17 protein-coding genes are annotated in these 22,615 nt (G+C 57.9%); 4 read left to right on the top strand and 13 right to left on the bottom strand.

Annotation, left to right across the window (positions count from 1 at the left end; genetic code table 11):
* Positions 1-19: 19 nt before the first annotated feature.
* Together rsgA and IEN85_RS19615 are read right to left on the bottom strand one after the other, a co-directional pair.
* On the bottom strand, positions 20-1,144 hold the full coding sequence (gene rsgA, locus IEN85_RS19620; protein WP_191618803.1) for a ribosome small subunit-dependent GTPase A: 1,125 nt from the start codon (positions 1,142-1,144) through the stop codon (positions 20-22).
* 98 nt (positions 1,145-1,242) lie between these two features.
* Positions 1,243-2,934, bottom strand: coding sequence for a sodium:solute symporter (locus IEN85_RS19615; RefSeq protein ID WP_191618802.1), 1,692 nt, complete (start codon positions 2,932-2,934; stop codon positions 1,243-1,245).
* A 236-nt stretch (positions 2,935-3,170) separates the two neighbouring features.
* On the opposite strand from IEN85_RS19615, the gene IEN85_RS24815 reads away from it, so the two are divergent.
* Both IEN85_RS24815 and IEN85_RS19605 read left to right on the top strand, forming a co-directional pair.
* On the top strand, positions 3,171-3,905 hold the full coding sequence (locus IEN85_RS24815; protein WP_191618801.1) for a DUF2293 domain-containing protein: 735 nt from the start codon (positions 3,171-3,173) through the stop codon (positions 3,903-3,905).
* Between the two features lie 12 nt (positions 3,906-3,917).
* Positions 3,918-4,490: a P-loop NTPase family protein gene (locus tag IEN85_RS19605; RefSeq protein WP_191618800.1), complete on the top strand. Its 573-nt coding sequence runs from the start codon at positions 3,918-3,920 to the stop codon at positions 4,488-4,490.
* 29 nt (positions 4,491-4,519) lie between these two features.
* Here the strand turns inward: IEN85_RS19605 and IEN85_RS19600 are convergent, their stop codons facing one another.
* Positions 4,520-5,851, bottom strand: a complete 1,332-nt coding sequence (locus IEN85_RS19600) for a hemolysin family protein (RefSeq protein WP_191618799.1) — start codon at positions 5,849-5,851, stop codon at positions 4,520-4,522.
* Between the two features lie 91 nt (positions 5,852-5,942).
* On the bottom strand, positions 5,943-7,043 hold the full coding sequence (gene hisC / locus IEN85_RS19595; protein ID WP_191618798.1) for a histidinol-phosphate transaminase: 1,101 nt from the start codon (positions 7,041-7,043) through the stop codon (positions 5,943-5,945).
* Between the two features lie 417 nt (positions 7,044-7,460).
* On the opposite strand from hisC, the gene IEN85_RS19590 reads away from it, so the two are divergent.
* Positions 7,461-8,516 carry an AI-2E family transporter gene (locus IEN85_RS19590; RefSeq protein ID WP_224772745.1) on the top strand — a complete coding sequence of 352 codons (1,056 nt, stop codon included), beginning with the start codon at positions 7,461-7,463 and terminating at the stop codon, positions 8,514-8,516.
* A gap of 47 nt (positions 8,517-8,563) precedes the next feature.
* Here the strand turns inward: IEN85_RS19590 and IEN85_RS19585 are convergent, their stop codons facing one another.
* The gene (locus IEN85_RS19585) at positions 8,564-9,262 is read right to left on the bottom strand and encodes a hypothetical protein (protein WP_191618797.1); all 699 of its coding nucleotides are present in this window, start codon (positions 9,260-9,262) and stop codon (positions 8,564-8,566) included.
* 391 nt (positions 9,263-9,653) lie between these two features.
* On the opposite strand from IEN85_RS19585, the gene IEN85_RS19580 reads away from it, so the two are divergent.
* Positions 9,654-10,565: a porin family protein gene (locus IEN85_RS19580; protein ID WP_191618796.1), complete on the top strand. Its 912-nt coding sequence runs from the start codon at positions 9,654-9,656 to the stop codon at positions 10,563-10,565.
* Here IEN85_RS19580 and IEN85_RS19575 read toward each other — a convergent pair.
* The 8 genes from IEN85_RS19575 to priA form a co-directional block, all read right to left on the bottom strand.
* On the bottom strand, positions 10,562-11,092 hold the full coding sequence (locus IEN85_RS19575) for an FmdB family zinc ribbon protein (RefSeq protein ID WP_191618795.1): 531 nt from the start codon (positions 11,090-11,092) through the stop codon (positions 10,562-10,564). The two genes, IEN85_RS19580 and IEN85_RS19575, sit on opposite strands and share 4 nt — an antisense overlap.
* Positions 11,093-11,188: 96 nt before the next feature.
* Complete coding sequence (locus tag IEN85_RS19570) at positions 11,189-12,805, bottom strand: aspartate:alanine exchanger family transporter (RefSeq protein WP_191618794.1); 1,617 nt, start codon at positions 12,803-12,805, stop codon at positions 11,189-11,191.
* Positions 12,806-12,948: 143 nt separating this feature from the next.
* Positions 12,949-14,388: an ATP-binding protein gene (locus tag IEN85_RS19565; protein WP_191618793.1), complete on the bottom strand. Its 1,440-nt coding sequence runs from the start codon at positions 14,386-14,388 to the stop codon at positions 12,949-12,951.
* Between the two features lie 10 nt (positions 14,389-14,398).
* Positions 14,399-14,896, bottom strand: coding sequence for a response regulator (locus IEN85_RS19560; protein ID WP_191618792.1), 498 nt, complete (start codon positions 14,894-14,896; stop codon positions 14,399-14,401).
* Positions 14,897-14,917: 21 nt separating this feature from the next.
* The gene (locus IEN85_RS19555) at positions 14,918-16,531 is read right to left on the bottom strand and encodes an SLC13 family permease (protein WP_191618791.1); all 1,614 of its coding nucleotides are present in this window, start codon (positions 16,529-16,531) and stop codon (positions 14,918-14,920) included.
* A 264-nt stretch (positions 16,532-16,795) separates the two neighbouring features.
* The gene (locus IEN85_RS19550) at positions 16,796-18,439 is read right to left on the bottom strand and encodes a fumarate hydratase (protein ID WP_191618790.1); all 1,644 of its coding nucleotides are present in this window, start codon (positions 18,437-18,439) and stop codon (positions 16,796-16,798) included.
* Positions 18,440-18,574: 135 nt separating this feature from the next.
* Entirely contained in the window at positions 18,575-19,981 is a 1,407-nt protein-coding gene (locus IEN85_RS19545) for a UDP-N-acetylmuramate--L-alanine ligase (protein ID WP_191618789.1), read from the bottom strand.
* A gap of 359 nt (positions 19,982-20,340) precedes the next feature.
* Positions 20,341-22,590, bottom strand: coding sequence for a replication restart helicase PriA (gene priA / locus IEN85_RS19540; RefSeq protein WP_191618788.1), 2,250 nt, complete (start codon positions 22,588-22,590; stop codon positions 20,341-20,343).
* Positions 22,591-22,615 lie beyond the last annotated feature (25 nt).

The following is a 22,615-nucleotide window of genomic DNA, read 5'->3' as shown; positions in this document are numbered from 1 at the left end:
GGAGGAGCAGAGGCAACCTTCAGTCGTTGGCTCCGTCAATCAAGTCCCGGGAACGGTTCGCGTTCTTTTGGCGACGCGTCTTGCCCTTTTTGGCAACGCCTTCCTTGACGTTCACTTGGCGACGTCGGGCAGCGATCGCCTTGTCCCTCGCCTCCCGACGGGCCTTGGCTATCGCGTGCTCCTGGCTGAGCTTGAGGAACTGCTCATAGCGGCTGGCGGCCAAGCGGCCGTCCTTGATCGCCGCATCGATCGCGCAACCGGGCTCCCCTTCGTGGCGACAGTTGCGAAACTTGCACTCCAGCATGAGCGCTTCCACGTCTTCGAAGGTCTTGTCGACTCCGTCGCCCTCTCCCGTCAACTGCAACTCCCGCATGCCAGGCAAGTCGATGAGCACCCCGCCGGTGGGAATCGCCTGCAACTCGCGCCACGTCGTCGTGTGCCGCCCCCGTCCGTCAGCCGCCCGATTTTGCTGGGTCAGCAACTTGTCCTCACCCAAGAAGGCGTTGACCAAGGAAGACTTTCCCACGCCCGAGGAACCGAGCAGGGCCACGGTCTTCCCCTTGCCCAGATACTCAAATAGGCAGTCCAAGGTCGAGCGGTCATGAGCGCTGACCGCGTGCACCGGAACCTCGCCCGCCACCTCACGCACCGCTTCTAGAATCTCCGGCAAATCATCCCTGAGGTCCGCCTTGTTCAGCACGATCACGAGCTCCCTGCGACTGTTCCAAGCCAAGCTCAGGTAACGCTGAATACGGGCCGTGTTGAAGTCCAAATCCAAGCCCGTCACCAGGAAGAGCGAATCGAAATTGGCGACGATGGACTGGTGCCGCGTGGCATCGCCTACCACCTTCCGCTCGAACAAGCTGTAGCGGGCGAGGAAGCTGCGCACCAAAAAGTCCTCCCCGTTCTCGACTTTCTCCAAAGCCAACCAGTCCCCAACGGTTGGATACGCCGCCGAGTCCATCTTGCCCAGACGCTCCACGCCCGGCAGACGAGCGATCGCCGTCGCGTCGCCCGTGCTGACCACATACTCGCCGCGGTTCTCGCGAATCACCCGCGCAGGCGTCAGCGTGCCGTCGTCGACAGCGTCAAACTCCTTCTGGAACCACTCGTTCCAACCTAAACCTTCCAAGCCGATGTTCATTGCTCAGCCCCCAATAAAAGCGAGCCGAGGTATCGAACCAACAACAAAGAATCCACAAAAGGCACCTTGGTCGCAGCGCGAGCGCCGCCCCAACCCCCTCAGTTCAGCCAGAAGCTGAAGTAGAGGTAAATCACCGCCACCAAGCCAAGCACCACCGCGGAACCGATGTAGTCGATCGCGCCCTTGCCGTCCTTGGTCTCCTTTTTGCTGTCCTTGCTCAGGGTGTGGTAAGTCAAGTTCTCCAAGCTCGCCGCGCTCGGAGCCGGGCTGGTCAAGGAGAACACCACGACCACAATGGCGCTGATAGCGAACAGCCAGCCGGTGGCGAAAAGGAAATTGTATTCGCCAATCGCGACCAAAAAAGCTGAACCCTGCAGCATTCCCGCCCCTACGAGGCCCTGGATGGTGAGCTTCAACATCCCCAGCAAGAAACCGATGCTCAAACCAGCAACCGCTCCGCGGCCGTTGATCCGGGTGAAGAAAAGCCCGAGCAAGAAGACGGCGGTGATCGGAGGAGCCAGGTAACCTTGCACGCTTTGCAGGTAGACGTACAGACCGCCGCCAGAGATCATCGGCATGATGGGAATCCAAAGCACGCCAAGCACCACAACGATGCCGGTGGCGATACGGCCAACGTTGACCAGCTTCCGTTCCGAGCTGTTGGGACGAATCTTCTCGTAGATGTCGATGGTGAAGAGCGAGGCGCAGGAATTGAAGAGCGAGGAGAGCGAACTCATCAAAGCCGCCAACAAGCCGCCTACCACCAAGCCTCGCAAACCAGGAGGCAACAAACTCGTTACCATGGTCGCGAAAACGCCGTCGCCGTCGACCACTTGCGAACCGTCAGCCCCTTCCTTCATCGGCAAGTCGATAAGCCCTTTCTGGAAGAGAGCGTAGCCAATCAATCCAGGTAGGAGAAAAATGAATACCGGCCAAACCTTGAGGAAACCGCCGAAGATGGCTCCGCGACGCGCCTGTTGCAAGTTCTTGGCCGCCAGGGTGCGCTGCACGATGTATTGGTCCGTGCACCAGTACCAAATGCCGATGATTGGCGAGGCGATCAAAACGCCCAGCCAAGGAAAGTCAGCATCCGTGTTCGGGCGCCACAGCGAAAAGCTTTCCGCGTTAGTCGCCGCCACTGCCTGCAGTTCAGACCAGCCACCTAGCTTCGACAAGCCGATCCAAGTGATAAACGCCGAACCGATCAGCAAGGTCAGAGCCTGCATGGCGTCCGTGTAGACGACCGCTCGGAAACCGCCGATCACGGTGTACAGGCCCGTCAGCGCCACAGTGGTAAGAGCCCCCACCCAAAAGGCGTTTTCCGGGCTGCCAAATGTGTCCGGCAAAATCACCCCGAATACCATGCCGCCCGCATAGACCGTGACCGAAACCTTCGTGAAAACGTAAGCTACCAGCGAAACGATGGAGAGGATCCAACGCGCCGTCGCGTTGAAGCGCTTTTCCAAAAACTCCGGCATCGTAAAGACCCCGGAACGGTAGTAGAAGGGGACGAACACCCAGCCCAGCATCACCATTAGCCAAGCGTGCAATTCCCAGTGGGCCATCGCCATGCCGCTGGTAGCTCCGTTGCCAGCCAAGCCCACGATGTGCTCGGATCCGATGTTCGAGGCGAACAAGGAGGCGCCCACCGCGAACCAGCCGATGTTGCGGCCCGCCAAGAAATAGTCGGCAGAAGTTTCCTGCTTGCGCGAGGCACGCCAAACAATGACGGCGATCACGATGAAATACAGGGCGACAATCGCCCAGTCGAGGGTGCTCAGGGTACTCATAGAAACAATTTGAGAAGGGGATTTGGTACGACCAGCTGCGAGGGTAGCAGCCAACAAGGACCAGTTAGGCTGACCGCACCCCATGCAATGGAAAGGCAGCGTGGACTCAACTGTTAAAGAAGTCGGCAAGGAGAAAAGATTGCGCTCGTTCTATATACTGCATGAGCGCTACGACCTCCTCCAAAGGTTGACGTAGCCTGCCGGCTTTTTCATTCACGGTTCCAATCCATCCGCCCGTGCCTGAACAAAACCGAGAAGTCCGCCCCCATCCCCACCCACGCAAGGTCATTTCCCACGATGGACACATCCTTACGCTCCCTGATACTTGGGAGCTGCTGGAACCGGGCGATGCCGCCCTCACCCGCCGCGTCAAAGCAGCCGGCCCCACTTGGACCGTAAAGGAAAAGCGAGGGCGCCGCGTCATCTCGCTGGGCATCTGGGCCGCCAAGGAGAGCATCGAGACCAATCGACTGAAACTCCTCATCGAGAGACAAGACCCATCCTACAAAAAGCGACTGCAGGCAGGCCGGGAACGACGGGCCAAGCAAGAGGCAAACTACGCGATCGACTTCCGCCAAGAGATCCTCGCTTACCTCAACTTCCACTCCCGCTACCAGGCCCTCGCCGAGGAGATGGCAACGCGTATCGCCGAACACGCAACTCCCGTGGGCAGCGGTACCGTCGCTCGCACCAAGCGCATCCCCATCGAAAAGCGGGCCGAAGCAGCCACCATCGCATGGATGCGCCACCAGACCACCGCTTACGACCACATGCATATCGCTCGCGTCAAAGGCGAACGGCGCGAGGTGCGGCGCCGCCTTGCCGCCCAATCGAAAGCCCTGCTGGAAAGCTATCGTCGCGGACGCGATAGTAACGCCCAAAGCTGCCCCTTGCAAAACGCTCTTTCCAACAGCCGTCCCCATTCCGCGGATACCCCCGCATCCCCCACCCAAGCAGAATTTTCGCTCTAGCCCCCTGGCCCCTTGCAGCCTCGCTTATCCAACTCCCCGCCAAAACGCATCAACGTCATCGGCTGCAGCGGCAGCGGCAAGTCCACCTTTGCCCGCAAACTCGCCCGGAGAATCGAGGCAAGGTACGTGGAGCTCGACTCCGTCTACTGGGGACCGAACTGGACCGAGCCAAGCGACGAAGAATTGTTTCAAAATTTGAATACAGAGCTCTTGGGCGAGAGCTGGGTACTCGACGGCAACTACTCCCGTACCGTTCCAGTCAAATGGAAGCGCGTGCAATCCGTGATCTGGCTGGATACGCCTTTCCTCACGACCCTTGCTCAAGCCTTCAGAAGAGCGATCGAACGAGCGTGGACAAAAGAGGAAATTTGGCCGGGAACCGGGAATCGCGAGAGCTTCCGCAAAAGCTTTTTCAGCCGCGACTCCGTCTTGCTCTGGACCCTGACTAGCTACCGCCCCCTACGAAAACGTTATCTGGGCATCATGAAGGATCCTAGCTACGCCCACATCGAATTCGTGCAGTTGCGAGGCCATGCAAAAGCAAACGCCTACCTGGAACGCATTCGTAGCAGCGCTGAGCTTTAGCCAGCGCTACGTTTCAAACGCTAAAATCCCTAGGAGGAGGGCGACTCCGACGGTTCCACCGGAATCTCTACGATAGCGGAAGCCACCTTGACTTCAGCCTTCAAGACACGTCGCTCGTCGACCGCAAGCACCTTGATTTCCAGATCTTTGATGCGGAACTCCTCCCCTTGCTTCGGCATGCGGCCCAGCTCGTAGGTGATGTATCCACCAAATGTAGACACCTCGTCAGCCGAAAGCTCGATACCGATTTCGTCCGCCAAATCGTGCAAGGCAGTGAGGCCGTCCACTTCGAAGGTACCGCCTTCCGTTGCCATCACCAGCTTCTCTTCCTTATCGAACTCGTCCTGAATCTCACCGACGAGCTCTTCGAGCACGTCCTCCAAAGTGACTGCCCCCACCGTGCCGCCAAACTCGTCTTTCAACAAGGCGAAGTGCTTGCGCGTCTTGAGGAAGCGTTGCAGCACGCTCTCCAAAGGCTCGTCCATGGAGAAAGTGATCATCGGGCGCTTTAGCTTGTCCCAATTGATCTTCATGCTTTCCTGACCGCTGCGGAAAACGTCCTTGATGTGCACGATTCCCACGCAGTTGTCCAAATCGCCGGTACAGATCGGGAAGCGCGTGTGACCGGTCTTGCGGGCAGTCTCAAACTGTTCCGCCGCCGTGTCCTCCAGGTCGATGTACTGGAGCTGGTTGCGCGGGATCATGATGTCGTGGGCCACTCGCTTGCGCAGCTCCAGGGCGTTGCTCACGATGCTCTCCGAGAGGGCAGGCAACTCGTCCCCTTCCACAACCAAAGAACGGATCTGGGCCTGCACATCCAGGAGGTCCAAGTCCAAGTTCGGGTCCAAGCGAAAGACCTTCAGGACGATCCCGGACAAGAAATTCATCACGATCGAGAGCGGACGGCTCAGTACCCGGAAGACCAGCACGAACGGCAAGGCCCAGCGAATCATGTTGACCGGATGCTGCAAGGCCACCGCTCGCGGCACCAGCTCTCCCAGGACAAAGTGGGCCACCACCGCGAAAAGCAGGCTGATGCCGATGGAAACGCGCAGCTCGTAGCCGGCCGCCCAACCCATGCGGGTCGTCAGCGTGTAGGCCAGCGGCAAAATGAGGAACGCCGCTCCGATCGAGAACATCGAGATGCCGAGGCGCAGCATCTTGATGCTGGCACTCATGTCCTCCAGCAAACCGGCAATGCGCTCCGATTCGCGAGCTTCCTTCATGCGACCGGAGCCGAATCGGGTGAAGCGAAGTTTAACGAGGCTGAATTCGGCCCCGACAAAGATGGCATTCAAGGCCAAGAGGATCGCGGCGCCGACGCCGCAAGTGGTGAGTTCCGAAGCTGTATATGTGTACACTGCTGTATCTAGAGAAACGCTGCCGCGAAAACTTCGCTAATGGGAGCGGCAAGCGCATCCCGGCAGGAACTCTAAGATGCTGCCCCTGCCCCTAAGATTTCAAGAACGAAGTGAGGGCCTGCAGGGCCACCTGGTTCTGCTCGGGCAGGCCAATCGTCACCCGCACCCACTCGGGCATCCCGTAAGGGGCGAGCGGACGCACGATCACTCCCGCCTTCTGCAGCTCCTCGAAACAACGCACCCCGTCTCCCACCTTCACGGTCACGAAGTTGGCGAAACTGCGGATGTATTCACAGCCCAGCGACATGAAACCAGTCTCCAACTGCAAGCGTCCGACCTCGTTGGCAGCTTGGCAATCCGCCACAAACTCCTGATCACCAAGGGCTGCAATCGCTGCGGCTTGGGCGATCGAATTTACGTTGAAGGGCTCGCGAGCTCGATTGAGCAAGGAAACCAGCTCCGGCGAACCGTAGCCGTAGCCCACTCGCAATCCAGCAAGGCCATAGATCTTGGAAAAGGTGCGGGTACAGAAAACTTTCTTCCCGGCCGCGATCAGGTCGCGCAAATCCGGAGCATTTTCCACGTATTCCGCATAGGCTTCGTCCAAGACGAAAAGCACGTGCTCGGGAAGTTTTTCCACAAAGGCGCGGATCTCCGCCTCCGTGTTGGCCGTTCCGCTCGGATTGTCGGGACTGGGCAAAAAGACGACCTTGGTCTTATCCGTAACCGCTGCAGCCATGGCCTCGAGGTCGTGGGTGAAATTTTGCATCGGAACTTCCACTGGAGTCGCCCCGAAAAGCAAGGTAACCAACTTGTATACAATGAAAGCGCCCTTCCCCATAACCGCTTCGTCTCCAGGACCTAGCAAGGCGTGACCGATGATTTCCAGAACCTCGTTGGAGCCGTTGCCGATGATGAACTGCTCAGGAGCCAAGCCACGGTGCTCCGCCAGAGCCCGCTTCAGTTCGAAGCATCCACCGTCTGGATACATCTCCACTTCCTCAAGGGCGGCCTTGCCCGCCTCGATCGCCGCCTCGGAGGCGCCGAGCGGATTTTCGTTGGAAGCAAGCTTGACGATGCCGCGGGGATCGAGCCCCAGCTCGCGGGCAACTTCCTCGATCGGTTTGCCGGGCTGGTAAATCGGCTGGGAGTGCAATTCTGGTTTAACGAGATCGGAATAGCGGATCGTCATGGCCCGCATTCAGGCAATTTCCCGCTGGAGATCGAGCGAAATTACCCGCGAAATCGACTGACCGGGAGCCAAACATCAGCGAAGAACGCATGTCCTTCGCCTTCGCAGTTCACCCCTGACACAGAAAAACCCGGGCGAATCCCCATCCGCCCGGGCCCTCCTCTAGTTTTCTGGGGTTCCTCAAATCCACACCAGAAAAATTTGTTCTATCCACTTGGATCTGTGGGGTAGAACGAACAACTGCTATAACTGAATGTGACCCGGAAACATTTTTTCTGTTTCCATTTTTCGAAGGAAAATTTCCCGTCCTCAGTAACTCGTCGAGTCACGCGCGGGTAAGCTCCAATAGGCTCTTCGTTCTGGAACTCCACCTGCCCAAGGCCCAAGCTGCCACCCGATCCTTCACCTCTTTCGACCATGAGTCCCCTGCTCCGCACCTTCCTCATCCTCGCCATCACCCTCCTGTCCTTCTGGCTCCTCACGATCGGCAAGGAGCTGATCATCCCCTTCGTCCTCGCCGTCTTCATTTGGTACCTGATCAACGTGCTCTCCACCGCGATCATGAAACTCAACATACGTGGACGCACCCTCCCTGCCGGTTTCCGCTACATCGCTTCCGCCATCGTCATCGCCGGAGCCCTCGGCGTCCTCTTCAACTTCATCACGCAGAACGTGAGCGAGGTCATCACCGTCGCCCCCGAATACCAGGCCCGCCTTCAACCCATGATCGACAAAGTCATCGGCTGGCTCCCCATCGAAGAGCCCCCCAGCCTGCGAGAATTCGTCGGGCAGTTCAACTTCAGCAGGCTCATCTCCCGTCTCGCGTCCTCCCTCGCCTCAATCGCCGGAAACGCCAGCATCATTAGCATCTACGTGATCTTCCTCTTTCTGGAGCAGCGCAGCTTCGGCCCTAAAATCAAAGCCATGACCCGCGGCAACGCCAGCGCCTCTTCCCAAGACATTTTCGACATCATCACGGAAATCGACCAGGACACTCGCAAGTACATCGGCATCAAAACCCTCACCAGTTCCATCACCGGCCTAGTCAGCTACGCCATCATGGCCTCCATCGGACTCGACTTCGCCGCCTTCTGGGGAGTGCTCATCTTTTTCCTCAACTTCATCCCCACCGTCGGCTCCATCCTCGCCACCCTCTTCCCCTCGCTCCTATCGCTGCTGGCCTTCGAAACGCCTCTTCCCGTCATCGGCATTATCGGCGGCGTAACCGCCACCCAAATCCTGGTCGGCAACGTGCTCGAGCCACGCCTCATGGGCAACTCCCTCAACCTCAGCCCGCTCGTCATCCTGCTTTCACTCAGCCTTTGGGGCGCCCTCTGGGGAGTCACCGGCATGTTCCTCTGCGTGCCCATCACCGTCATCACCATGATCGTCTGCTCACACTTTCCCCAGACTCGGCCCTTCGCCGTCCTCCTCTCCGCCAACGGCCGCATCCGCGGAAAGAAGAAGGAGTAGGCGTTTCTGTAGGAGCGTGCTTGTCACGCGAAAACATTGCAGGAGAATCACCTCCTTTCCAGCACCAGAGTCCGGTTCGTGCCCGCAAAAAACTCGTGATCCACATCTTGGATACGCGAATCGAATCCTAGCTCATCCGCTTGCTCCAGCAAGGCGTCCAAGTGCGGATACCGTTCGCTACCGTTGTCCACGATCGGATGAATTCGTACTTCACGGTTCGCCACGCGACACAGCTCGCGAATCGCCGCTCGGTGAAAGTCCAGATCCAGCGAGTCCGCGTAGATGAATAGCAAGTGCCCGCACAAAACGACCTCGAAGGACCTGTCATCAAATTCCAAATACGGCAAGGCCCCTTCCCGGTATCGTCCGAGCGCTTTGCCAATGGAGTAGTCCTGCAAGAAGCGCAGCAAGCCTCTCCTGCGTACCTCCTCGGCCTCTTCCACGCTGTTGTACGTTCGCTTCACGAACTTGCCCGAAGCCGCTCTAACGCGATCGAACATCACGCGAAAATCCGCCAGCGCCAGATCACGGATCGCTTGCGGACTTCGATAAAAAAGCGGGTCCACTCCGACCGCATCGATTCCCCTCGCGTTAGCCTCGACCACGAAAGAGGAAGGACCTGATGGACACTCCAATACGGACTTTCCTAGGAGGGCGCTTTCCTCGATTCCAAAGCACTTGAGGAGCTCGGCGTACGGACGCCCGAAGAAGTAGATAGACTTAAGTTCAAAGAGATTCTGAGACATGATAAAAACGGTTCGAAATATTAGGTGGGTCGGTTTCTCCAAGGGTGGGACGGCCGCTCCGCGGGCGTCATTGGTCAAAACAACCCAAATTCTGGATACAAAAAAACCTGCTTCCATTCAGCGGGAAACAGGTTCAGCGACATAAATGATAGGGCTAAGCTCTCAGCTTCGCCATCGCCAAACCTTCGAACAACGCCACCAAGACCCCTTTCCGAGAAGGGCTCCTGTTTCGAGTGAACTGGCGGCTGCGTTTTTCATTACTGCAACAGCAAGGCAGCAAAGCAGCTCGCTTGACAAGCACGAAACGCAACTAAGTACACTCCGCAACTTGACTATCAAGCCGCGAGGATCATCAAAGCAATCACTTACTGAATACAAACAGTCACCCTTCATGCAAACCAAGCTACCATCTACGCTCGCGGCAACGCTCGCCCTACTCTCCCTCGCCCAAATAGCGAATGCCTACGACTGGGAAGCAGACTTTATCTTTGCCGACGCAGACTCGTCTTCGGATCCGGTATTTGGAGCCAGCCTAAGCTATTACTTAGCTCCCATCACCCATGGAAGCACTACCCCGTGGAGCGAAATTCCGTTTACAGAACGCGTTTCCGAACTTTCAGCGAGTGTCCTTTATTCGGATCAAGAGTACCCATACGGATACGAGTCCGAAATCCAGATGTACGGACTCGGCTACAAACACAGAGATCCAGACTCGCCACACACCTTTTCCTTGGCACTGGGCTACCAAACCGACGAGATATCATTTCCAAGACTCACTTACGGATACCCCAACGGAACCCCGAGACAGGAGATCGAGCGATTCGACCTGAAGTCCTACAACTACGGGATCGGCTATTCCTATTACCTCCAAGATGCATGGACTATCGGCTCTGCGCTGACTCTCGACGAATCAAGCCAAGCCGATCAGTACAGCGTCAAGGCCTCAACCAAACGCATTTGGGATCTCGGAAACCAAAGATGGTTCGGACTCCAGGCCTCAGTCGCGCACAACACCCTAAAGAGGGTCAACTTCCAGGAAGACAACCTGACCTTCGGGCTCCAGGGCAGCTACTACCTTTCTCCCAGGACCGAGTTGTCTGCAGAAGTAAATTTTCCTGACGACGGCAAACCCCGGAACGTCAGACTCAGCGCCCAACACTTCCTCACTGACTCGACCTTCGTTGCGATCGCCTACTCCCACACCGAGCTAGCCTTCGAACGCACATCAATCGGCCCCAACGGCCAAATAGAAAGCGACGGCGACAGCTCAAACGTCCAAGCCAAGCTTGGCCTGCGCTTCTAGTCGCAGTATTCAGACATATCATACAAGTTCGGGTCCCGCTTGCTGCCCAGCAAGCGGCGACGCAACTGGCGCAGCTTCCCGGCCGCCGTGTCTTCCGAACCGAAGTCGTCCATGCCATCGAGAGCGTCGCCGAACTCTTCTTCCAAAGCTTCCGGGTCTTCCCCCGCTTCCAGACGCCCGATCATCTCGTTCATCTCCTCGGGCATCTTTTCGCCGGTGAGCGCCGTCATCTTACGCATGAGGTGAGCCATTTGCTTCGGGTCGGGATTTTCCTCGTCCATGCCCGCCATGTCTCGCTCCAGCTCGGCCATGACCTTTTCCATCTTGGCGTCGTCGATATCGTCCAACGCATCGGCATCGGCTGGATCCTTGGCATTCCCTACGAAAGCGAAGTTGCTCACTTTCTTCTGCATGGTGAAGCTAGCGTCCTCCGGGCAGCGCGGCGTCTTGTCGCCATAGGAGAGCGACTTGGCGAGGAAGGAGTAAGTCGTGTTGTTCTCTGGGCAATAAAACTCGTAGATCGGCATGCCCAATCTTCGAAAGATTTCAACCAGAGTTTGGCAAGCGAATTTGCGTCTCGTGGGAAGCGGCCTTGTGCCGCAATTCCCCCAAGAAGTTCCAAACTACATTCCAGCCCCTCCGCCGGCGCCCATCACTTGTATCAAGACCTTCGCCAGCACCGTCATCATGATCAAGGCCACCGGATAGGCCGTGGCGTAGGAAACGATCGGCTGCTGGGAGTTGCTCGAGGCGGTCAAAGCTCCCAGGGCTGGCGTGCTGGTCATGCCCCCGCAAATCCCTCCCAAAGTCTGGGGTTGGGTCAAGCCTAAGCCCTTGCGAGCGAAAACGTAGGCAACCAACAATGGCAAAAGCGTAATCATGCCTCCCGTCACAAAAACGGTCGCCCCATATTTGGAAACGGTCTCCCCCAAGCTGGCGCCACCCACGATGCCCGCATTCGCCAAGAAAAGCACCAACCCCAACTCCTGCAGCAGCAGACGCGTCGGCCTCGGGATATAGCCAACCACACGACCGATCCGGCCAAAGTATCCAAGAACCAGCGACACGAACAAAGGACCACCCGCCAACCCTAAGGTCATCGGGTCTCCCCCTGGCAACGCGATCGGAACCATTCCACAAAATATCCCTAAGCTGAGCCCCACCGCCAGAGAGATCATGTCGGTCTGGTCGAACGCCTGCGGGCGATGCCCGATCAACTCGCCAAAACGTTTCAATCCGTCCGTCTGCCCTACCGAAGTAAGAACGTCGTTCACTTCGATTCGCGTGGCAGGCGTCGGAACGAAGGTCTGCCCCAGTCGCTCCACTCGCGTGACCACGACTCCAAAGTTCCGCAGGGCTCCGATTTCCTGCAAGGCCTTACCTCCCACTTCCTTCGACAAAACCACCAAACGATCCCGCTCGCTCTCGGTATCCATCACGTAGCTCGCTTCGCTCTTCTTGCCGATAAAATCCGTAGCCAACTTGATGTCCCGAGAGCGTCCAACCAACATCAAGTTCTGCCCCAAGAAGAACTCGTCCTCGCTGTTCAAGGGCACCAGACGACCTTCCTTCATCACCCGCGAAACCTGACAACCGAAGCGGGACAGGTTTTCGTCCCCGATCTTCAGCCCCACCAAGTTCGAGTTAGAGACTTCCACCAGCAAGTGCTGAACCTCCTTTTCGGCACGGTCCGCCTCGGTCTCCTCTTCCGGCTCCTTGGACTTGATCAGCTTCGGCAGCAACTGCACGAACAACACGACGCCGATCACACCAAATGGATAAGCGATGCCGTAACCGATTGCGACCCCCTCAGCCGACACTTTCGTACCTTCAGATGCAGCGGCCAAGGCCGGCGTGCTGGTCAAGGCCCCCGCGAAGAGCCCTGCCGTGAGATCGGTGGGCAACTCGAAGAATCGCCCCAAGCCCCAGGCCGTGAGAGCTCCCACCGATACGATGATCAAGCTTAGCTTGGCAAGTCCTCCCCCTTCTCTTGCCAAGGCGGGAAAGAATCGCGGCCCCGCCCCTATGCCTACGCAATAAACGAACAGCACCAATCCGAAGCTTCCCACTCCGGCTGGAATTTCCAGACCCAAATGCCCCGCGAGCAAGGCGACAAAAAGCACGCCTGAGCTACCGAGCCCGATGCCTTTGATCGTCAGGTTCCCTAGCAGCAAGCCTAGCCCTACGACAAAGAAGAGCACGATCAAGGCGTTCCCAAATATGATTTCTAGCGTATTCATTTTCCGGACATTCTCCGCAAAAAATTAGCGTCACAAAAGAGTGGTGGCCCTCGCCACCCGCTCGCGAATCAAAGGACAAAAAGCACAGATCGCGCTACAAGTCGCCACCGCGAAGAATAAGCCTATCGAAAGTCCACCCACCGTTACCTACCAAGCGGGAAACGAGCCTCGAAACGAGCCCCACCTCCGCTGCGATTGCTCGCCCGCAAGGTTCCACCGTGCTTTTCCACTATGTCCCGCGAAATGGACAAGCCAAGCCCCAAGCCGAAGCTGCCGCTCGAGTTTTTCGTCGTGAAGTTTGCCTCGAAAACCTTTTCTAGCTTCGAGGGGTCGATACCTGTACCTGAATCTTCGATACAAACGAGAATATCGTCGCCCTCCACAGATGCAGACACGCAAATCTCGCCGCCTTCCTCCGTGGCATCCATGGCATTCGCCAACAGGTTCGTCCAAACTTGGTTGATCTCCCCAAGGTTGCAAGAAAGCGGCGGCAGTTGAGCGAGGTCCAGCTTCAGTTCATAGCGTTTCAAGCGGTTGTTCAGCACTGTTAGCGTATCTCGAATCCCTTCCGATAGATCGCACTCTTCAGATTCGGAGCCGCCCTGCTTTCCATAATTTCTCAAACTCGTAATGATCTTTCCGATACGGCCGCCCGAGAGGCGAACCGCTCGAAAACAGACCCCGAGTTCGTAAACCGACAACAAGCGGTCTAGCTCCTTGGCGTTTTTCTTGATGGGCTTGCGAAGCAGGTTGTAGGCGGCATCGGTCAGCTGAGCGACCCTCCGCGCCAAGGGGCGGCCGAGTTGAGGGAAGTCTGACAGAGCCGAGCTCATGCGTGCGCGTTTCTCTTCCGGACTCCAATAAGGGCAATTCCACCCTTCGCTCAGCAAAGTGTACTCCAGCGAATCCTTCCCGTTCGCATCGAAGGCATGCTCCAGCGCTTCCTTCGCGGACTCGATTCCCCGCAAAAGAGCGCCCACCGGGTTGTTGATCTCGTGGGCGATGCCCGCTAGAAGCTGCCCCATCGTAGCCAGCTTCTCTTGGTTCACCATGCGGTTCGTCGTCTCTTCCAATCGCTTCAAGGCGTCACGCAGGTGGTTCCTCTCCTGCTCCAGCTGAGCCGAGAGCTTTTCCCGAGCCACCTGAGCCCGCACCATGTTGCGATAACGGTCCGACAGATTCCGCACGAACAAGCCCTGCACCGCTCGCACGAAGTCCGGATTCTCCGAGGTAAGGGAATCAAACAAGACGCGGTCAATCGAAACGCAAACGAGATCCGTATCGGCCTGCACGCTAGCGAAAACCTCCGTTTTCCCCCAAAAACTGGTCAATCCCAACAGGGCCCCAGGACCGAAGGTATCCACCACGAGGGGACGTCCCTTTTCGTCGTCCTTGATTAGCCGAGCCCTGCCTTCCATCAAAATGACGAGGCAATCGTTGAGCTCGCCTTCCTGCAGAATCGTTTCGTTTGCCGCATAGTCCCGCCGCGAAGCGTCAAGCTGAGGCAAGGCTTCGACTAAAGTGCGAATTCCGGAAGCCGAAAGTGTCGATTCGGAAAAGACGCTTTTGAGCGAATCGTCCATATTCAAAACCTCAGGTATCCGAGAGAAGGCCCTTTTTGTAGGCGTGAGCCGAGAGGCGCTCGGCGTCCAAGGTCGCCATGTACGGAAGAGGGTTCAGGTCTCTCTCGATCACATAGTCGGTGAGCAATCGCTTGGCAGCCTGCACCAACCCTTCGCGCGTCCAAGGTTTGGATACGTAGAAATCCAAGCCCGCGTTGTTGATAGCCGAGACGGTCGCCTCCAGTCCCGCTTGGCCTGTCAACAGCGCCTTGCGGGTCTTTTTCCAGTAAGGCGTTGCCTCCATCCAGCTCAAAAACTCGCCGCCCGTTTCCTTGGGCATGACATGGTCGCAAAAAGCGATTCCCACCTCGTCGCCCTGCTGCTTTATTCTTTCCAGCAAACCGCGAGCCTCGTCCGCAGAAGAGGCTGTCTCCAACGGAAACACGTTTTCTAAAGTCGCGAGGTCACGCTCAACCGCTTCCAGGACATCGGCTTCGTCATCGATACAGAGTATGTAGATCTGGTTCATTTTGGTATCCAGAGTTCAGGGTTAACGAACAATCAAGGGCCAGTAAACGAGCCCGAAAACGATGGCGAGAGCCACTCCGGCCACGCCGACGACTACGCCGACCTTGGCCATGTCCTTGGTTTCGATGATACCCGTTGCCATCGCAATGGCGTTGGGCGGAGTCGAAATAGGCAGCACCATCGCGATACTGATGATCGCGGTGATGGAAACGATGGACGCGGCGAGATTGAAACCTCCAACGCTTGCCAAGGCAGCTCCCACTGTGATCGCCAATGGCATGATCATGGTGGCGGAAACGGTGTGGGAGATCAGATTCGCCACCAAGTAGCCAACCACGCCAAAGACGATTACCACCCCTAGCGCCCCCAGCGAACTCCAGGAAACCAAGCCAATCAGCCAAACCGCCAATCCGGTGGACTTGAGGGAAAGCCCCAGCGAAATACCACCTGCGACCAGCCAAAGGACCTCCCAGGAGAAGCCACGAATGTCCTTCTTGTCCAATACGCCCAGAGCCGGGAGGATCGCGATCGGGAGAAAGGCAACCATGGTCGTGGAAATCCCATGCAGCTTTTCCGTTACCCATAGCAAAACCGTGGCCGCGAAGATGAGGTAGGCTGCGATCGCCTTGGCCGACTTGTCGAAACTGCCGCTCAGCTTTACCTCTAGCTGCTCCGCTTCCGGCTTGAAAAGAACAAGCAGCATCCACCAAGCGAACACCAGCAAGGCGATCGTGAACGGAACCGCCATCACCATCCAAGTCGAAAAGGAGATGTTGATGCCGCTTTCCTTCAAGGCCGCTAGGGCGATCGCGTTAGGCGGCGTACCGATAGGAGTGGCGATGCCGCCAATGTTGGCGGCTACCGGAATCGCCAAGGCCACGCACTTGCGGAAGGGATCTCCGGGAGCAATGCTGCCCACGATCGGAAGCACCACCGTCATCATCATGGCGGTGGTAGCCGTATTGCTCATGAAAGCGGAAAGCGTTGCCGTGCAAATCATCAAACCGAGGCAAACCATAGCGGGACGCTTCCCGAACGGCGAAAGCAGCACCCGAGTCAAACTCCGGTCCAGACCGAATTTCACCGCCGCCGCCGCCAAAGCGAAGCCTCCCAAGAAAAGCATGATGATCGGGCTGGCTAAGGTACCATAGAAATCTGAATACGAGTTCGCGCCCGCCGATATCGAACGGTGCTGCGGATCCGCGATTACGAGAGCCTCGCCGTCCAAGCCCTTGCCCCTCAAGGCAACCTTTCCTTCCCCCACCGCTTCAACCGATGTCGGCACCACCTTCGCCAGCGACTTGTTGGACTTGTTGAGATAGACTTCGCCCCCCTCGCCCAACGCCGACGCCGGAACCACGAGAGCTCCGTTTTCAGCCACTCTCGTTTCCGCCAGCGGAGCGGTGCGGACCGAAAAAATGAAGCCTTGGCTGCTCAGCAGCATCACCTGCAGCAAGATTACCAGCATCGAAGTCGCGTAGATCGGAATCGGCTCCATGATCCAGAAAACCGCCGCAAAAATAAAAATGCCGAGAGTGATCTGCGCCGGCAGCCCCAAGCCTTCGATGGGGACAAATATGCCGGCCGCCAGGCCGAGGATTCCTAAGGCAAGACCGAGGATAGTCTTCAAATTCATTCCAGTGTATATGCGTGTAAACGGCTTGCGGGCCGCGTTTAGAAGAACCGCTTAAGCTGCGGCGCTTTTCAATTAAAGAGTTCCTATTCTTTAATTCTCTATAATCAACCCTAAAGACGGGCAGAAGCTGAAATAAGCTTAGAATTTACGCCGTCGTCACCCGCCCGAGCTGGAAGTCTCGCGACATCCGCTGCTCCCTCGAAGCAGCGGATTGTCCCGTCGACACGCTCCTCGAATCGACGGTAAGCGAGAGACCGGAAGCCCCTACTTGGCGCACTTGACGTTCTGCTTGCGGATCAGCTTGAAGAAGTCGTTGCCCTTGTCGTCGACCAGGATGAAAGCGGGGAAGTTCTCCACCTCGATCTTCCAAATCGCCTCCATGCCCAGCTCCTCGTACTCCACCAGCTCCACCTTCTTGATGCTTTCCTTGGCCAGGATGGCCGCCGGTCCGCCGATGGATCCGAGATAGAAACCGCCATGCTTCGCGCAAGCGTCGGTCACCTGCTGGCTGCGGTTCCCCTTCGCCAACATGATCATGCTGCCGCCCGCCGCCTGGAACTGCTCCACGTAGGAGTCCATGCGACCCGCCGTGGTGGGACCGAAGCTACCGGAGGGCAAGCCCTTGGGCGTCTTGGCCGGGCCTGCGTAATAAATCGGGTGGTCCTTCACGTACTGCGGCAAGCCTTCCCCGCGATCGAGCCGCTCCTTGAGTTTCGCATGGGCGATGTCGCGCGCCACGATGATGGTGCCCTTGAGCGAGAGCCGCGTCTGCACAGGGTACTGGGTGAGCTCCGCCAAGATTTCCTTCATGGGACGATTCAGGTCGAGCTCGATGACTTTCGCTTCCGCCTTGTTCTTGAAGGCGTCCGGAATGAAACGGGCCGGATCGCCTTCGAGCTGCTCCACCCAAAGGCCGTCCTTGTTGATCTTGGCCTTGATGTTGCGGTCGGCCGAACAGGAAACGCCGATCCCCACCGGACAGCTCGCCCCGTGGCGAGGCAAGCGGATGATGCGCACGTCGAGAGCGAAGTACTTGCCGCCAAACTGGGCCCCGATGCCGCACTCCTTGGCTCGCTCGAGAATCTTCTCTTCCAGCTCGATGTCGCGGAAACCGCGGCCCAGCGCGTTGCCAGAGGTCGGCATCTTGTCGAGGTACTTGGTGGAAGCGAGCTTCACGTACTTGAGGTTGGCTTCCGCCGAGGTGCCGCCGATCACGAAACACAAGTGGTAAGGCGGGCACGCCGCGGTGCCGAGGCTCATCATCTTTTCCACCAAAAACGCTTCCAAACGCTCCGGATTGAGCAGCGCCTTGGTCTCCTGGAAAAGGTAAGTCTTGTTGGCGGAGCCTCCGCCCTTGCAGAGGAACTGAAACTTGTACTCGGCCCCTTCCGTCGCGTAGAGGTCGATCTGGGCCGGCAAGTTGGTGCCCGTGTTCTTCTCCTCGTACATGGAGAGCGGAGCCGTCTGCGAGTAGCGAAGGTTTTCCTTGGCGTAAGTCTCGTAAATCCCCTTGGAGAGCGCTTCCTCGTCGTTCCCGCCGGTCCAAACCTGCTGCCCCTTCTTGCCCATCACGATAGCCGTGCCCGTGTCTTGGCAAAAAGGAAGCACGCCTTGGGCCGACACCTCCGCGTTGCGCAGGAGCGTGAGTGCCACGTGCTTGTCGTTCTCCGATGACTCCGGATCCTCGAGGATGGCCGCCACTTGCTTCAAGTGGGCGGGACGAAGCATGAAGGAAACGTCGCGAATCGCCGTCTTGGCGAGGTAAGTGAGCGCCTCCGGCTCGACCTTGAGGATTTCCTTGCCGTCAAACTCCGACACGGAAACGAATTCGCTGGTAAGGTGACGATACTCGGTGTCGTCAGGGCCTAGCTCGATGATCGGCTGGTACTTGAATTCTGGAGAAGCCATGCCGCGAACCGTAAGTGTCGCTCAGAATACCGCAAGCGCAGGATAATTAGATCCGCTTATCATTAACGAAACTGATGACAGGTAGGAGCGAGCTTGCTCGCGAATGCAACGACCAGAACGCGACCAAGCTCGCTCCTACCCGCACTCCGCCACGAAGCGCTCGATCACTCCGCCAAACGATCCATTGGTGAAGAAAATGACCAAGGTCTTCCGATCCTGCCGCGAGCTCAACGGCTGCAAGGCTGCGAACAACTCCTCGTTGCTCTCGAAGGCCCGCGCCTCCGTACCGGCCGCTTGCAAATCCGCCGCCAAGGACCGCGTATCCATCAGCTCCACTCCAGCGCTGTTGCGGCTCTTGACCGCGCCGATATACGCTATGTCCGCCAACTCGAGGGCCGCAATCGTAGGCGCCCGCATCATCTCCAAACGGGAAGTATTGCTGCGCGGCTCGAAACAGGCCACAATTCGCGTATCCTTAAAACGGCTACGCAAGGCCGACAGCGTATCTCGCACGGCCGTGGCATGGTGCCCGAAATCCTCGACCACCGTCAAATCGTCACGCTCCACACGCAGCTGCTGGCGACGCTTAACACCGCGGAAACGCGACAAAGCGCCCGCATCGAAATCGACAACGCTGCCGCTCGTCAACGCCGCCGCCAGACTCGCCATGGCCGCGTTGCGTGCATTAAAAAGCCCCGTCATCCCCCACTCCACCGAAGCCCATTTCTGTCCTTGCCAGATCAAATCGAAGCGAGAGCCCTCAGCCGTCGTCTCGTAATTCTCGATACGTAGATCAGCGTCGTGGGCGGTTCCCACCCGATATACCGTCGTAAAGTCCAAGCCGGTAAGCGAAAGTGCATTTTCGTCGTCCGCGTTCAACAGCACGTATCCACTTTTCGGAACCAGACGCAGCAAATGCGAGAAGGTCCGCTTCACGTCCTGCAAGTCGCGAAAAATGTCCGCGTGATCGAATTCCAGGTTGTTGAGAATTACGATCCGAGGCTGGTAGTGGATGAACTTGCTGCGCTTGTCGAAAAAAGCGCTGTCATACTCGTCGCCCTCGATCACGAACGGTCCGCCTTCGTAGCCAACCCGCCAACCGCGAGCCGGATCGATAGGCGCCCCACCGATCATGTAGCCCGGATCCTGGCTCGCTTGCTCCAGCAAAAAGGAAGTGATCGCAGTGGTTGTGGTCTTCCCATGCGTGCCTGTCACCACAATGTTGTTACGCTTGCTCAGCACGAAACGACGCAGCACCTCCGGCAAAGACGTGTATTCGATGGAGCGGTTTTCCAGCAAAAATTCCACCTCCTCGTTGCCCCGAGAATAAGCATTGCCCACCACCACCAAGTCCGGAGCCAACTCCTGTAGACGCTCAACGCTGTAGCCCTGCATGATCTCGATGCCCGCGTCTTCCAGCAAGGTGCTCATCGGCGGGTAGATCGCTTGGTCGCAGCCCAGCACCTCATGCCCCATGGCCCGCAAAAGCAGGGCCGCGTTGCCCATCGCTGTTCCCGCTATGCCCAAAAAATAGATCCGCATGGCCGCGATGTGAAAAGATGCCCGCCCGAAATGCGACGTTAAAAACGTCCCGTAGCGCTGAGCTTTAGCCAGCGTCAACACTGCAAGATCCAATCTCCAACGTCGCGGGCTGAATCTCCGCGTTACGTTCGAAAAAACAGAAGCCCCGAGACCAACCAAAGTCTCGGGGCTACGTGGGAGAGAGTCGTTTAGAAGAGCCATAAGCTCGTCTGCCTAATATAAACGGCCCGCCGCTGAGTTCCTTAACTCAATTCGCGCGAAAACTTTGTAAACGAATCTTGTGGGAGCGTGCTTGTCACGCGAAAGCACCGGTTAGTTCCTGCATGGAAATCGTGTGACAAGCACGCTCCCACCTAAATCTAGCTCACCGACATCGGATCCACGTCGAAGATCTGCATCACGTCCTTGGGCAGGGGCACCTCCGCCTCCACTTCCTTGAGCACCCGCATCAGGCCGCTCACGTTTTGCGTGAAGTACCAGATGTGGAAACGGTAGTGATCTTTCATCTTCTCGATGGAGCAAGGCGTCGGCCCACGCATCTCGATCTTGTTGCCCATGCGAGCTTCCACTTTACGAGCGAACTGCTCGGCGAAGAACATGGCCTTGTCCCCGTTACGACTACGGAAAACCTGCCGTACGAGATGCCGGAACGGCGGATACTGGAACTGCTCCCGCGACTGGATTTCCACTTCCAAAAACTCGTCCACCTCCCCGCGGCGGGCAAACTGGATCGGCTCCGCGTGCGGCGTGAAGGTCTGCACCACCACCTCGCCCGCCAAGTCGCCGCGACCCGCCCGCCCCGAGACTTGAACCAGCAACTGAAAGGTCCGCTCGTTGGCCCGGAAGTCCGGCACATGCAGAGACAAGTCCGCATCCACCATCCCCACCAGCGTGACGTTCGGAAAGTCCAAGCCTTTGGCGATCATCTGGGTCCCCACCAGCAAGTCGATCTTGCCCTTGCGAAAGTCTCCCAGGATCTCGCGAAAGAGGTGCTTCTTACCCATGGTATCGGTGTCGATCCGCACCACGCTGGCCCGCGGCAAGATGCTCTTCACCACGTCCTCGATCCGCTGGGTGCCGCTCCCCTTGCCGCGAATCGAATCGCTCTTGCACTCCGGACAACGCCAGGGCGGCTCCGCTTCGTGTCCGCAAAGGTGACACTTCAAGGTGTTGTCGCTACGATGGAAGGTCATGGGAATGCTGCAGTGCTTGCACTCCTCCACATGCCCGCACTCGTTGCAGAGCATGCTCGCGTTGTAGCCGCGACGGTTGATGAAGAGGATGCTCTGCTCCCCCTTTTCCCAGCGGTCCCGCAGTTTTTCTGCCAGCAGATTTGATATCGTAACCGGTTTTCGGGTACGCATCATTTCGATGCGCATGTCGACTACATGCATCATGGGCAGCTGCCGGTCGTCGATGCGCTTGGTCAAGCGGTCCTCCTTGTACTTGCCGAGCTTTACGTTGCGGTAGCTCTCCAGCGAAGGGGTGGCGCTGCCGAGCACGCAAACCACGTTCTCCAAAAAAGACCGGTAGACCGCTACGTCGCGTCCGTGGTATCGCGGCGTCTCGTCCTGCTTGAAAGCCGGCTCGTGCTCCTCGTCCACGATGACCAGACCGAGATTCGGCAGCGGAGCGAACACCGCCGAGCGTGCCCCCACCACTACGCGAGCCGTTCCCGTGGCCAAAGCCATCCACGCGTCCAAACGCTCCCCGTCCGACAAACTGCTGTGCCACACCACCGCGTGCGCGTCCTTGTGCTCAGTGAAACGCGAGCGCAGCCGCCCCACCGTCTGCGGGGTGAGCGCCACTTCCGGCACCAGAAAGAGCACGCTCTTGCCGGCCTTGAGGGCTTCCTCCATGGCCGCGATGTAGACTTCCGTCTTGCCCGATCCCGTCACCCCGTAAAGCAAGTGCGTAGTGAATTTTCCAGCACGCACGCTCTCGGCAATGCTGCGGTAGCAAGCGTCCTGCTCGTCGTTGAGCACGATTTCCTGCTTGCTCGCGTACTCCACGTCGCCCAGCTCGTCGTCGTAGGCCACCCGCTCCACCTTGCGAGCCTCCTCCTTGATAAGCCCTTTTTTCAAGAGTCCCGTGTAAGCTGCCGGCGAGGCATCAAGCCGGCTCAGCACCAAACTCTTCTTTTGCGGGCGAAACTGTTGGGCCAAGAACTGGTAGAGCTCCGCCTGCTTGGGAGCCCTCTTCTCCAAAGCGGCCAAGGTTTCCGCATCCGCTTCCTTCACGGCGGAGACGTACTTTTCCTCCTTAGCCCTCATCCCCTGCCGTACAGGGCCCGGTATCATGGTTTCCAATACGTTTTGGATGGAGGCTCCGTAGTACTGGCGAAGCCACGCTCCCAGCTTGAGCAAGGCGGGCGTCATCACGGGCACTGGATAGACAAGGTTCAAAACCAGCTTGAGCTGCATCAGCGGCAAGTCCGGCTGGCAGTCCTTCTCCACGATCAGCCCGATGGTTTGGCGACGCCCCAAAGGCACGTTCACCAGCGAGCCCGGTTCGGCGTTTTCCACCATGGAATCCGGCAAACGGTAATGCAGCGGCCGGTCAAATCCGGACATCAACCACACGCAAACCACTGTGGCGTCGAGACTCATAGCAGCTCGATTTTGCGGCTCCTTC

Origin of the sequence: Pelagicoccus enzymogenes (assembly GCF_014803405.1) — a bacterium.
GTDB classification, from domain to species: Bacteria; Verrucomicrobiota; Verrucomicrobiia; order Opitutales; family Opitutaceae; genus Pelagicoccus; species Pelagicoccus enzymogenes.
The sequence above is the reverse complement of the archived record's forward strand: the minus strand, read 5'-3'. Positions and strand labels throughout refer to the sequence as shown.

Coding starts and splice junctions, on each gene's coding strand:
- rsgA (WP_191618803.1), bottom strand. CDS start 1,144: ATGAACATCGGCTTGGAAGGTTTAGGTTGGAACGAGTGGTTCCAGAAG.
- IEN85_RS19615 (WP_191618802.1), bottom strand. CDS start 2,934: ATGAGTACCCTGAGCACCCTCGACTGGGCGATTGTCGCCCTGTATTTC.
- hisC (WP_191618798.1), bottom strand. CDS start 7,043: ATGACGATCCGCTATTCCGATCTCGTTAAACCAGAATTGCACTCCCAG.
- IEN85_RS19590 (WP_224772745.1), top strand. CDS start 7,461: ATGAGTCCCCTGCTCCGCACCTTCCTCATCCTCGCCATCACCCTCCTG.
- IEN85_RS19585 (WP_191618797.1), bottom strand. CDS start 9,262: ATGTCTCAGAATCTCTTTGAACTTAAGTCTATCTACTTCTTCGGGCGT.
- IEN85_RS19580 (WP_191618796.1), top strand. CDS start 9,654: ATGCAAACCAAGCTACCATCTACGCTCGCGGCAACGCTCGCCCTACTC.
- IEN85_RS19575 (WP_191618795.1), bottom strand. CDS start 11,092: ATGCCGATCTACGAGTTTTATTGCCCAGAGAACAACACGACTTACTCC.
- IEN85_RS19570 (WP_191618794.1), bottom strand. CDS start 12,805: ATGAATACGCTAGAAATCATATTTGGGAACGCCTTGATCGTGCTCTTC.
- IEN85_RS19565 (WP_191618793.1), bottom strand. CDS start 14,388: ATGGACGATTCGCTCAAAAGCGTCTTTTCCGAATCGACACTTTCGGCT.
- IEN85_RS19560 (WP_191618792.1), bottom strand. CDS start 14,896: ATGAACCAGATCTACATACTCTGTATCGATGACGAAGCCGATGTCCTG.
- IEN85_RS19555 (WP_191618791.1), bottom strand. CDS start 16,531: ATGAATTTGAAGACTATCCTCGGTCTTGCCTTAGGAATCCTCGGCCTG.
- IEN85_RS19550 (WP_191618790.1), bottom strand. CDS start 18,439: ATGGCTTCTCCAGAATTCAAGTACCAGCCGATCATCGAGCTAGGCCCT.
- IEN85_RS19545 (WP_191618789.1), bottom strand. CDS start 19,981: ATGCGGATCTATTTTTTGGGCATAGCGGGAACAGCGATGGGCAACGCG.
- priA (WP_191618788.1), bottom strand. CDS start 22,590: ATGAGTCTCGACGCCACAGTGGTTTGCGTGTGGTTGATGTCCGGATTT.